General features: G+C 41.0%; 9 protein-coding genes and 1 tRNA gene. 7 read left to right on the forward strand and 3 right to left on the reverse strand.

Annotated features, from left to right (window positions below; genetic code table 11):
- Window positions 1-113: 113 nt before the first annotated feature.
- Complete coding sequence (locus FWG96_00970; GenBank protein MCL2031836.1) at window positions 114-746, reverse strand: hypothetical protein; 633 nt, start codon at window positions 744-746, stop codon at window positions 114-116.
- Window positions 747-935: 189 nt separating this feature from the next.
- On the opposite strand from FWG96_00970, the gene FWG96_00975 reads away from it, so the two are divergent.
- Window positions 936-1,038: transfer RNA gene (locus FWG96_00975), tRNA-Leu, on the forward strand.
- A 69-nt stretch (window positions 1,039-1,107) separates the two neighbouring features.
- Window positions 1,108-4,755 (forward strand): metallophosphoesterase, encoded by a 3,648-nt coding sequence (locus FWG96_00980; protein MCL2031837.1) that lies wholly within the window; start codon window positions 1,108-1,110, stop codon window positions 4,753-4,755.
- A gap of 128 nt (window positions 4,756-4,883) precedes the next feature.
- Here the strand turns inward: FWG96_00980 and FWG96_00985 are convergent, their stop codons facing one another.
- On the reverse strand, window positions 4,884-6,380 hold the full coding sequence (locus FWG96_00985; protein ID MCL2031838.1) for a hypothetical protein: 1,497 nt from the start codon (window positions 6,378-6,380) through the stop codon (window positions 4,884-4,886).
- Window positions 6,381-6,554: 174 nt separating this feature from the next.
- Between FWG96_00985 and FWG96_00990 the strand changes: the two genes are divergently transcribed.
- Window positions 6,555-8,879 (forward strand): hypothetical protein, encoded by a 2,325-nt coding sequence (locus FWG96_00990; GenBank protein MCL2031839.1) that lies wholly within the window; start codon window positions 6,555-6,557, stop codon window positions 8,877-8,879.
- Here FWG96_00990 and FWG96_00995 read toward each other — a convergent pair.
- Entirely contained in the window at window positions 8,847-9,863 is a 1,017-nt protein-coding gene (locus FWG96_00995) for a hypothetical protein (protein MCL2031840.1), read from the reverse strand. The two genes, FWG96_00990 and FWG96_00995, sit on opposite strands and share 33 nt — an antisense overlap.
- 123 nt (window positions 9,864-9,986) lie before the next feature.
- Between FWG96_00995 and FWG96_01000 the strand changes: the two genes are divergently transcribed.
- The 4 genes from FWG96_01000 to FWG96_01015 all read left to right on the forward strand — a co-directional run bounded on the left by FWG96_01000 (window position 9,987) and on the right by FWG96_01015 (window position 13,305).
- Entirely contained in the window at window positions 9,987-10,448 is a 462-nt protein-coding gene (locus FWG96_01000) for a helix-turn-helix domain-containing protein (protein MCL2031841.1), read from the forward strand.
- Between the two features lie 148 nt (window positions 10,449-10,596).
- Window positions 10,597-10,890, forward strand: a complete 294-nt coding sequence (locus tag FWG96_01005; protein ID MCL2031842.1) for a hypothetical protein — start codon at window positions 10,597-10,599, stop codon at window positions 10,888-10,890.
- 519 nt (window positions 10,891-11,409) lie between these two features.
- Window positions 11,410-12,183: a transposase gene (locus FWG96_01010; protein ID MCL2031843.1), complete on the forward strand. Its 774-nt coding sequence runs from the start codon at window positions 11,410-11,412 to the stop codon at window positions 12,181-12,183.
- A 129-nt stretch (window positions 12,184-12,312) separates the two neighbouring features.
- Window positions 12,313-13,305: a hypothetical protein gene (locus FWG96_01015; protein ID MCL2031844.1), complete on the forward strand. Its 993-nt coding sequence runs from the start codon at window positions 12,313-12,315 to the stop codon at window positions 13,303-13,305.
- The last annotated feature ends 24 nt before the right edge of the window (window positions 13,306-13,329 follow it).

Consider the following 13,329-nt stretch of genomic DNA (forward strand, 5'->3'; position numbering starts at 1 on the left):
CATAAGTATAATCATATATAAATCATTCTCATCTTATGCATTTTTATTTTATGAGTTCAAAGATTTGACATCATGAACCTTCCCGGGCCCTCTTGGTCGAAGGCCGCTGCCAGTCAAGGATCATTCTTTCGGGCGGCTGGAAATGTGCCACTTTGTTTGATATCGGAAGATATGCTCTTTATCCCTATGTCTGCGGAGTCGATCATCTCCCTGAGACGGGACGAGAGTTCTGTTCCCTTTTCTTCGAACTCCGTTCCATCGACGGCTTCGGCGATCAGATCGATGGATTCTCTTATCTTCGCGCCGGCCTTCCTTAATTTTCGGACAGAGATATCCTGCGGGGAAATCCCGCTGTCCTTGGAACGGGAGAAGGAATACCTTCCCGGCACGAGCACGTTCTTTCCCACAGTGTATGGGCAGAGGGTGCATTTTCTCTTTATTTCGACGTATTCACCTTCGAGGGATCTGTTCATCACCGGGGACATTGCGTTCCTGCACACCGGACAGATGTGAGGAAGGTCTTCGAGGTCAGATTCCCGGTATTCGATAGAGATCTTCACGAGCCCCTTTTCAACACCGATCCTCCTTATCCTCTCCCCGCTTACTCTGTATTCCTCATCCGCCTTGGACAGTTCTTTCCTTACAAGTCTTAAGAATTCCTTCTGGGTATCGATGTGAGGATTTCTGGTCATGACAGTTCTGATGGCGGAGGATACGGCATCTTCGTCGGGGATCTTATGAGGCATGTCATCGTTATGAAGGTCGGAGGTATTAACAATTTCGAGCGCACCAGCCTAAGCGCCAAATCATGATTCGTTAATCGTAATTTGAACATGCAATTACTGCAGACGCTTCATACACCCGCCTGCGTGTACGCCGAGAGGACAAGATCGAGTATGAAAGTTTTTAACATCGGCCCGCTTTCAGAGTGTCAGGCGAGGGTAGCCGAGCTGGCCAAAGGCGCAGGACTTAAGACTCCAAAGGGAAGAAATTCTGTCCCGCAGGGGTTCAGGGGTTCGAATCCCCTCCCTCGCACCATTACATTATGCCAGCAACCGTATGGGTTCAAGAGCATGAGTAATCTGTTGTCGAATATAGCGGAAATCTGTGCATAAAGAGGAGATTAACCATTATATACAAATTATCTTGTTATCGCACTATATAGGTGAATATAGAATGAGCATGGTTCGGTGGTTGCACATTTCAGATTTACATTATGGTTATGAAAGCTACGTTACAATAGAGATGCGAACCAACATGATTAAGTCACTTCCAGAAATATTGAAAGTTAAAAATCCACCCGAGTATATTTTCATCACAGGGGATCTCCGCTATGCAAAAAACTGCGGAAATGAGTTTCCAGGCGAAATAGCCGACAGCATCAATGAGTTGATTAATGAGCTAAACATATCTCCCAATAACGTCCACATCGTAATGGGCAATCATGATGTTACGCAAGAATATTGTCGAAAAGATATTGCCCCTTTGGTTCAAAAAGAATATGCAGAGACCCGAGCTGTAAGTGACGACCGAAAAAATACTCTCGAGAAATCACAGCACAAGTTCTACGAAGTCTACAAAGCCATCTGCGAACGCGAACCATCACCATACCATTATTTTGTCGATGAAAATAACTTTAACATAATCTGTCTTAACACGGCATTTGCCTGTCCGGGTGGTGGTGATGGTGGCAACTTAATTGTTGATATGAACATGGTGCAGGAAGCGCTTAATGACATTGATGCGACCAAGCCAGGAATTGTTCTGGCTCACCACGGCTTTGAGAGCTTGCAGAGTAGAGAGAAAGAACAACTTGAAATTAAATTAAAGGAAAGCGGTGCACTTCTATATCTTTGTGGCCATGAGCATATGGCAAATCATCGAATTATCGCCGAAATGCGCGAGAAAATTCGGCTGCATGAGTACGTGTGCGGAACTGGCATGGATAAGCTACCAACAGGTCAAGAAGCAGAGATGGTCATATTTTCTGGCGAGCTAGACACAGAAAAAAAAGAAGGGCACGTCCAGGCTTGGATATGGTCCGCCCGTTATGGAGAATGGCTCCCTCATCAAGGCTTTTCCTCTAAACAAGATGGCCTCAAACATGGCCGTAATTACTTCGACCAGAACCCTCCACAGAACCCTCCAAAGAATGCTATTACGCCAGATTTACAGGAAAAGTCAATAGGAATGTACAAAAAATACATACAACATCAATGCGGGGAAATCAAGCTTGATGGAATGCCTGAGGATGATAAGATAGGGAGCAAAAACCTTACACTAGAAAAATTATTTATACCGACTAAATTGGAGAAAGCATCTCACTTAATTCCATCATCTTCTGACGGAGGTGAATTCAAACCAATAACACGATCGGACTTTAGAGGAATTGTTCCATTCGAACTTATTGCTGAACAACTTGCTCAAATTGAAAAAGGAGAGTGGAATCAGTATCAAGATGAAGATCTCTCTATAATCAAAAAATCTCTGGAATTCCTGAAAAGAGATATTTTAGTCCCAGACTCCAATAGAAACCAACACCTTTCGCAAGAAGAGACCGACTTCCAAGAAGCTATAGAGTCTCTTTTGTCACAAATAAAGGTGCTCAGGGACCAACTGCGCGAAAAAAATTTAATTATCCCCCCCAAACAGTCGGGGTTCCGCCGAGTAATTCTATCTGGCCCCGGCGGAGGCAAGACAACGCTATTGAAACGCCTGGCCACAGCGTATGCATTTCCTGAACGCCGGGTGGATTCAGAAATCGATGATTTTTTACCGGAACGTGAGCTGTTTCCAATATGGATTCGGTGCCGTGATCTAAAGGAAAAAGCAAAAGAGAAACTGGCTACAATCATAGAAACCATCCCATCTGGGTTCGGATTTCATTCAAATGATCAAGATATTGCCACTGCATTCAAAGAAGAGGTGTTTACCCGTATTGAGAAGGGAGAAGTGCTTATATTGATTGATGGGTTAGATGAAATTACCCGTAAGGATCTACGCAAAAGTTTTGCTGAAGGAATCATTCAATTTTTAGATTTTCACCCCGAAGCGAACATCATCATTACTAGTCGCATCAGGGGATTTGAACACATAAGTGGTGGAAAGCTTGGTGAATTCCCACTGGCAGAGATTTCCCACCTTGATGATGAAGACATACGGCTACTCTGTTACAGGTGGCATAAAGTAATATACGGTGACCAAGCCGAAAAAAGCATACAAGATGCAAAAGTGCTCGCAGATATGATATTGGACAATGAAAAGATTCGTTTTTTGGCAAGAACTCCTCTTTTGCTCATGACTCTTTTATTAGTAAAACGCCGCGTTGGGAAGTTACATACAAAGCGTGCTACACTGTATGAGGACTCTATCAAAGTGCTCCTAGAGACATGGAACCAGGAGGCGCATGAACCGATTGATTTTGAAAAAGCTATGTGCCAGTTATCATATGTTGCATTTGAGATGATGCGAGAGGGGATTCAGACTATCGGAAAGCGAAAGCTCGTGTCACTATTAAAAAAGGTACGAAAAGACCTGCTCTCCTCAGATATTGAATCTCCGGCGGAATTCCTCGATCGTGTTGAGTTACGCAGTAGTTTATTGTCAAAACGTGGTTATCGGCAAACAGGCAGTGGACTGGAGGAAGAATATGAGTTCCAGCATTTAACTTTTCAAGAATATATGGCGGCATTTGCGGTTGTGAAAGGTTACTATAGGGATGCAGACAAGGAAAAAAATTATCTGGATGTGTTAAAGAAGTTCTATGTTGATGAAAGCAAGGAAGAAATAATCCTTCTAGTTGCCGCACAGGGGACCCGGAAAGATGTCACCCATATGGTTGAGTCGATCATAAGTCAGATCAAACGTGTTGATAAAAGAAAAGAAGATTCGGACGACACAATTCCCACGTTGAGGAACTTGCTTATGAAAATTGTACACGACGAGGCACCGCTGACTGAAGAAACAAGAAATCAAATTTTTGTGGAAGTATTGCGTGATTCTATTCGGAGCAGTCAAATTCCGCTCTTCATCGATGTGTTAGAATCCAATCAAGGAGAAAAGTTCCGAATGTTCTTAAGAAATAATGAAAGAGGGGCCCCACTCCTTTCCGCCTTCGATCTTCAAAAAAATGAAGATGATCCGATTGATAAATGTGTCCATATGGTTATATCGGGAAGTAACGAGTACGAGAGTCGAAAATATGCATTGGATGTGCTCGATAATTTACTTTGGATGGCGCCGCCCCTATATACCTCTTCGAGAGAGGATGGCTTCTTAGAAAATGTTTTAAATTTTCTTGTTGAGATAGTTATGGAGCCTAGTAATGGAGGAGAGTCAATTAGTTCCGCATCTTGTTTGTATTGGATTTTACGGCCAGGTGTTAATACTTCTTCTGATTGGATTCCAAATGGGTTTTCAAAACGGTTGATGAGCCTCAGTTATGAAAAAAGGAAAACGTGGAAGTTGGTTCGTCTGTTTGACGTATTGCCTATCTGCAATGAAAATGCTCATAGATTGCTTTATCTTGACTGCCAGAGCGAAATAAAGCAATTTTTACTAGAGAGTTTAACTAATGCAAACAATAATGAAAAAAGTGGCCTATATTGGGCTAATGTTTTGACCGGCGCGTGGCGATGGGATGAGGCTGAGGCAATGCTGGAAAGAATGTTTGCGGAAAAGTATGCACCCATACGCGATGAAATGAAGAAAAAGTTACAAATTATTAGGGCGGCCGCCGAAAGCGAGGAGATTTAACACAACATCCTCAGCTTTCCCCAAAGTCTCTGCATAGTTGAGAGGGGCCTCTTTATCCGACTATACCGAATGACAGGGGCGCATCGTCCCTGGGCAGATAAGAGTATTGAAGGCTACCCACAATATAATTAGTCTGTCTTGATAGTAGCTACTCCAATATTATTTTCATGTCCGGAGTAGTGACTTAATTTAAATACTCGATTTAAACAGATTGCGACATAAAGAAATAGGTTTTTCTTTTTTTCTTCATCGTCTTTCTTTTTTTCTTCATCGTATTCGTCCTCTTTTTTATTAGCATGACAGAAGAACTTTATTCCCGCGGCGACTCTGGCTAAAGCAAGTTGCATTTCGATATTACTTACTTGTTTTTCTAGATGTTTTTCCGTTGCCCACTTTTTTATTCCATTACAGATTGAATTCCTCATGGCAAGTGCAATTAGTGTGATACTTTCTTCACATTTGTTTTGGAATGATGTTTCAACCAGTTTCTTCATGTCATTTTCCCATTTTTCCCAGCCCTTTATTTTGCCATATATGTGCAGATATCTGTCTATCTCGAGATATGCATGGTCATATAGCAAATAACCATCGTTTTTGAAGTGAGAGTAATCTATTATTCTATATTTCATATCCATTTCTTTATCGGTATCAATACATATGATGTTATCTCCATGGAAATCACCGTGTATTCTCCCTTTGTACATACCTTTAGAATTAAACCAATCAAAATCACTTGTGCTTTTTATGTAATAGAAGGGGTTAGGATAAGTACCGTTACGGGTTGAGACCCATGGACGGTCGGGATAATCAAGTACTTTTTTAGCGCCCTCTTCAAACCTTTCATCTGGCCCTAAACGATTTATTAAAAGAGAAGTGAAAAAATCGTTCTGTTCTCTTGATTGTGTCGGCACAGCATTCCATTTTTTCAAGAGATCGTAAGATATCGCTTCTATGTACTTTGAATGATTCGCAGTATTTTTTAATTTGCAAAGAGCCGTACTTCCAAGCAAATCATCTGTTGCATAATCAAAAATCATTACTTTTTTCATAATGTGTTCATCATTTATGGTGTCGGAATGCTGAGGTCTTACTAAGTGATTATCTCTAAAATCGTCCGGGGAGTTTTCATAAATGCTTTGAGAGGTTCGCACCTCGTTTGCTGCAGTCCCGGTAACTTTTTCTGTATCAAAACTTTTTACGATGTAATGTCCTGATTTTGCGTAATCTTTGCATATAACTTTAATTAAGTGTATGACTGCTCCCGATTTCCCATCGCCTAATTCTTTAATATCGCCTATTATTTCTTCAACTACGAGTTGCTCTACAATGTATTTTTCCATTTCTTCTGTCAAGATATTAGAATCATCATTCCATGAATCTAGGGATGCAACCATGTTTCTTATTTCTGTGATTTTTTTAATGAAATAATCTTTGTTAAAAGGCCTGCTAATATGTTGGTTGATATCGTCTACTAAGGAACGTGCTTTCTCATAATTGTTCAAAGTTTTTTTTATAAAAATGGCAGAACTCTCTTGAAAGCTCTTGCTTTCATCTGTATCTCCTACTACTGCCGCTGAAGCAATCATATCATTGAGAGCTCTTATGCACTCATCTTTTTTTATCATAGATCATCCACCCATCATTATTTGCCCAATGGAATAAACGTGCTCGTATTGCTCGTCCACTAACAGAATAACCCGCATTACTCTTTGGTGGCGCTTCACCATGCTACAGTGTCGCTACACAGTTATTGGGTGAATATTAATATCCTGATATATATTTACGGGTCACGCATAGATATGTCCGATAAACCGCCATCATTCTGTGATCGTGTTGAATACAACATACTCATCGATAAACTGAAAGAAAATATGATGGTAGTCGTTGATGCCGGAACCGGGAGAGGCGTATCGTCTTTCGCAAGAAACTTCAAAGACAAACGCAAAGGAACAATGGTGATCTATAGACCAGACTGGAACATGGAAAATTTACACAGTCTTCTTATTGATGCAATTTTCTCCGACATTGGAAAAAAACCAATAAAAGAACTGCACTCCTATGAGAAAAATTTTCTATTAGATATAGAAGCACATAAACATATGGGCGGCGACTATCAGAGGTTACATGCAGCGTGTGAGGAGATCCGAGATTTCGAAGCACTGCCAAAAAATTTGGGAAAACGGGCCAAAGATATTAACGAATCTTTCAAAAGATATTTCGAAGGAATGCATGAAACGCTGGTCGGCGTACGCTATCCTGTGGTGATCATCGACACAGCGGATAATTTGAATAAAAAAGATAGGTATCTGCTGGAATATTTAATACGTTCTGAATGCGTACAACTTGTTCTCATTTTTAAAGTAATAGTAAATGAGAGAGAGATTGAGAGTTATGATTCAGCTTCTCCCATGATTTTCTCCAACCTCCCCATGAGTCTTATTGAAAAACTTTTTAATTCTGACACTCCCAAAAATCTAAGGATAAGCGAGAAGGAGATTAAAGCTTTGGAGGGGAGAAGGAATGTGCAGGAAGTTATGCAAAAATATTGGGAGGTCCGAGGAGGATTTCCAAAGCCAGATGAATATGGAAAATGTATCCACAATATTGTTTCATCATGTGGTAAAATTAACATAATTGATCTCAGAAAGATTATGGAAAATATTTTCAGACCCGAGATATTCTATAAAAAGAAAGAAAAAATCAACAATGCAATCGAAAGCCAAAAACAAAATATCTTGTTTGATATTAACTACAGTAATGGCTATTTATCTTCAGAAGAAACCTCACAAATATACTCTGTAGATAATGTTGAATGGGATGGCGAGACCATCAAACATTTTCTCGATAAGTACAGAGGCCCCAATAAAAATAAAGATATTCGTACGGCACAAATACTCTATAAAATTTTAACAGAAGATAAAGTCAGCAAAGATCTGATTATTTTTTCAGATGTAGATGAAAAAGAATGTGCTCGATCTGTATTAAAATGCAAATTGAGGTCTGGTGCGGATATAGAAGGAGAAGAGTGTGAACTGATAATAACTAATGAGGACGACAAATTAGATGCAGAATTGAAAATATTGTCATTTTGTCGTCGATATGATTACGAAAAGGCACTGAAAAAAATTGAAGAAAAAGAATTACATAAAAATAATTCAGAATACAGGAGACTTCGTGCGGTGTTGCTAAACCGCACGTATAAGTTTCACACCGGTTTAGTGGAATTGAATATGGCTTATGCTTTTGAAAAAGACTCTGCCATGAAAAATATCTTGGCAAGCTACATAATCGCATCATATATTCACCTGGGGAGATATGAAGAGGCGAAACCATTTTTTGAAAGCCATATGGCCTCTTCACCTGTTGAAGAAAATCTAGGATATGTTTACAGGAACTTTGCATCAACGATGGGGGAGTTAGAAAAACGCATTCCATGTTATGAAAAAGCAAAAAGATTATTCGAAAATAAGGATGATTTTGGATTTTTTTCTACTGAAAGCAATCTGGGTTATGTGTTGACGCGGCTGAAAAAACCCGGAATAAGTGAAAGTTTAAATAATGCTTTAGCTGGCCTTACCCAAACCGATGGCGGAGAAAAAGAAAGAGATCTTTGTATTATCCTTAATAATATTGGAATTTCCCTTCTATATGATGAAGATCCTGAACGCAGACGTGAATTCATGGAGTTATACAAAAGAGCTCGAAAACTTGAAAAAACACCAGTGCAAGAATGCTTCATTACAATCAATCTGGCATATTATTACATATCGGAAAAAAATTATCCTGAGGCGTCTGCTTGTTTGAAAGGGATTGAAGAAAAAGTTGAGAAATTAGGCAGTATTGTTAAGCAACAGTACTATCCCGCATGTGCATTAGCAGCCTACTATAACATGAACAGAGACGAATTAATTAAATACGTCAATGAATCCGAGTACTATGGGAACAGAACCGATTTGGAAATGGTCAAAGCAAATAATGCGATATATTACTCATTTATTAAAAACAAAACCAAAAAGTGTAAAACTGACTGGAAAGATTTTTTCATACCCGGAGGCCTTTTCTACTATTACGTCGACCCATTGCGCCTTATTTCACAAAAAACGATTGATGAGATTATTTCTTGAAAGGCTTGAATAAACAATATTCTTTACAAGATTTTCATGGGATATTCCCACATGAGCTGCAGATAGAGCAATACTTGCATGACTCCCCAAGTTGCAGCACACGTTAAATTCAAGAAAAAATGGTTGCCCATCACTTTTTACCATGTAGTCAACTCTTATGTAATCAGTCGGGTCGATGAATCCAAATATTTTCTTTGTGTATTTTGAAAGTAGATCTGACATGGGCGCATCAGCAATCTCTCTCCTGATCCCGCCTTCAACCTCTTTCTTTTGTCTATATGTAATGATGCCTGCTTCATTGGATGACTCTATCCGGACCGCCTGTAAGAGAATCGGTGTACCATAATTCCACAACATTGCCTGAGAATATAATGTACCGAATACTGCCTCTTCTACGATTACATCGACTCCTTTCTCAATTAGTCCGTAAATATGTTCTACCGCTTCAGGCCAATCTCTACATAATGACGAGGTTGTGATGTGCTCTGATGCTGCCCCATACCTCGGTTTAACAAAGTATGGTCCATTGAAATCCGGCATAGAAAAATTGATAGACAGTTTATCATAAATGCGCCATTTTGGAGTTGGTATACTGAGGTGGTGTGCTAGAACTTTTGCATACGCTTTATCTTCCGCTACCGCACGCACGTTCGGTTTTCCTCCAAGATAGGGCATCTCATAATACTCAAGAAGTGATGATACAAATATTTCAGAGTTTCTGAATGGCATACGGTTGTACAAAGAAAAAACGTAATCATATTTACTCTTAAGATCTTCATCCAATAGTATTGAAAGATCAGATGAGCAGCATAGATTAGGAAATAATTCTGAAAGGATTTTTGCTATTTCTCCATTGTACCTTATGACTATGACATCTTCTTTTTTTGTTGCTTTTTTTTCATCGCCTTTGTAGTCTGCAAATTTTGCAAGAAACAGCACCCTAATGTCTTTAATTCTGCCTGCATCAAGTATAGATCTTTTCATTTTTCCTCTTTCGATAGTGGGAGTGTTTTTCTGCCCCTACAATATATAATAATCATTCAACAAGATATGTAGAGAATTACCAAAAGACTTAGATTTCTAAGACTTCAATGTACGCGGGCAATTGTGAAAATAGTACTATATTTATCAAAAAAAGAATTGACCGAAATGATATCTGAAACAGAGCATGGAAGTCAATTTCACATGAGGCTTTTTTTCATTTGTTTGTTATATTCCGGACAGACCGTAGAGGAAGCGGCAAGATCAATAGGGGTATCAAGATCCACGGGATACAATATCCTGAAACGATGGAATGAAGGTGGTCCGGACACATTGCGCCCTCAAAAAATTCCAGGAAGGCCGTCAAAGATGACTGATGAGCAAAGTGAACAAATCAAAAAAATTTTGATTAAAAAACCCATGGAAACAAAAAACGTGAGGTCACTCATTGAGCAGAAATATGGCATAGATTACTCTATGAAGCAGATACATATAATTTTAGTAAAAATGGGATTCCATCATGTGAAGCCGGAGGTTGAACGTCTTGGTCGGTTCAAAAACACATCAAATATGGTGTGGATATTATAAAATGTACTTTTAAAATTACATTAATGCCGAAGTTTGAAACTTATGCTTGAACAATCCCCTCATTGCATCCGCTGATATATCACTCTTATAAGGCAAATAAAGCGGGCAGAGAATGAACATGTGAGGGATATCGAGTAATGCTACTGTATTGTGCCGGTTCAAAAAAGGCCTGCAGCGGTCGGCAAACCATGACAAAAGACACACAGAAGGCCAGAACAACAAACACCGGCAGACATGCCGAAAAGAGATCGAACAGACCGTCAGACAAAGCTGCCGTAAAGAAGGAGTCGGAACCTCTGAACTCAGTTCGCCCGCAACGGTTAATGATATGCAGGTCGTTGAAAAAGAGTTGTTCAAGGACATCCGAGAAGTTCTGAACGTAGCTAAGAACAAGGCATATGCTGCCGTCAACAACGCTATGGTCGAGGCTATTGGAACATAGGGCGGCTCATCGTAGAGAAACAGGGCGGCGCCGACCGCGCCGCATATGGAGAAGGACTCATCAAAAAACTCTCCGAAATGCTGACCTCCGAATACGGAAAGGGATTTACCCCTACGTGTTTGAAAGACACCCGGCAGTTCTATCTAACTTTCCAAAAAAGCCACGCACTGCGTGGCGAATTGTCATGGACACATTATCGGTTGCTCATGCGAGTCGAAAAATTACGAGCCAGCGAATACTACTTGGAGGAAAGCATAAGGGGCAATTGGAGCACTCGGCGATCTGAATGATAGATAAACAGCTTCTGCTATGAAATACTCTGTTGCATAATTCCTGATCCGAGTATATTTCCTGCTCTGGTGAAACCATAAGGAAGGATTAACCTCCCGCAGTGCAATTCACTCCCACGGCCGGCTGCTCCCTTAGAAAGAATGGCCGGCCTAGGATGGGATTGGTGTGCGCAGGAGGAGGTCAACCTCTGAACGCGATAGGCTGGCTTATGTTATTAAGGTCACGTCTATGGTGCTGGAGGGACTAGGTGTTCCGAGGTATTCCTCGGAACGCAGCAACAGGCTGTATGACGATCATATGAAGGTATCGCTGCTGATACTGAAACAGTATCTGGACGTTTCCTACATGGAGCTGTGTTCTATGTTGTCCTCTTTGAGGTTCTGGCGGAAGGACCGTGTTCCAGACCATTCCACGCTGGTGAAGTTCTCGAAAAGGTTCGGGACAGGTATCCTGGACAAGGTCCTGAGATATACTGCGCTGATGGTCTGCGGCGACGGAATGACCGCTGCCGTGGACTCGACGGGGTTCACATGTTCCTGCGCGTCCAGGCACTTCGTGAAGAGGCTGAGAGAGACGGGAGGGGAGACAGCATACGTGAACGTGGCCGTCAGAGGTTTTGCGAAAGCATCCGTTGCCGTGGATACGTCCTCAAAGGTCATACTGGCCTGCGACTGCGTGGATTCGAACCATGCCGATGTGAAGAGGTTCACGTTCCTGGCCGACGATCTGGCGGAGGGCGGGTTCTCGATAAGGTATTTGGTCGCGGACAAAGGATACGATGCAGAGTACGTCCACAGGGAGATAACGGACAGGCTGGGGACGGATGCGATGATCCCCCTCAGGAACATGGCGGAGCCCTCATCGAACGGCAGGGTGAAGGCCAGAGGCTTCGACCGGGCCGTATACAATTCAAGATCCCAGGTGGAGGCCACGGATTCGATGGTCAAACGCAAGGCGGGGGATGTCGTATATGGAAGGACAAAAGCGGCGAGACACAGGTAGGTGCTGTTCAAATGTATAGCCCACAACATCAGAAAGCTCATAGATCTGAAGCATTCACTTTAAGGATGGTTTCACAAGAGCCAACAAGCGTAAAAATATAAAGCTATGTGCTAATAATGTGAATATACAATGACCAACATCAATGGAATACGCCCGCTCTATTTGGCCCGTTATGCGCCGGGGTTTAATCAAGCAGACGGAGGAATCAACGAAAAAGAGGTTTTGTATGCGAACTATCACAGGGATGTTCATGACGTTCTGAAGAAGCACTTCCCGGAAATGATTTCTTCCGATGATCTCAGTTGTCTTCTTTCCCCAAATCTCAGAAATGATGTGGATTACATATTTTCGCTGTATAACAGAATGCCATTCAAAAATTCAGAGATCTTTGTTTCGTCTTTGGCGGAATACCATCAGATACCTTATTTGGGGGCACCGCCCAACATAAGGGCAGTCGGAGAGGACAAGCACCTTGCAAAAATAATTGCCGGATTTGCAAATGTCCCCACAATTCAATGGAAGAGGTATGATGTTGGTGCAAAATTATCACCTCCGGATTTCGAAGGTCCATATTTTGTCAAGCCAAGATTTGAAGCGACATCGCTACATATCAATGAGGAGTCGATTTCAGATGATTGGAGCAATGCAAGTAAGAGAATTCAATATCTGAACGAAATGGGATATGATGCTATATTGGAAAAACAAATATTTGGTAAACAATATGCATCGCCAATTATCCATAATTTTGGGGATCCGCTTACCTTACCTTGTGTGGAGGAAACATCTAACCTTAAAGGTAACGTAATAACATTTAATCAAAAAAGGATGATAGACGGCGGACTGAAAAGAGAGGTATGCAGAGACGAAGAAATTCAAAAATTGGTCCGAAAGCAGACAGAAAAAATGATGGATGCGCTGGGCCCGATAGATTATGTGCGTTTCGACTACATCATTGATGAGAAATCGGGCATAGCATATTTCAGTGAGTTCAATATCTGTTGTAATCTTGGAAAACAATCTTCAATGGCACAGTCCGCAAAATCTGTTAATATTGATTATGAAAACCTTATTGAAAATATACTCTTCTCCAGCCTGCAGAGAAACAAAATCATCAATAAATAATGTAGGAAATTGAATAATTTCTTC

It is taken from the genome of Candidatus Methanoplasma cognatum, assembly GCA_009777615.1.
In the GTDB taxonomy this organism is placed as follows: Archaea; Thermoplasmatota; Thermoplasmata; order Methanomassiliicoccales; family Methanomethylophilaceae; genus Methanoplasma; species Methanoplasma cognatum.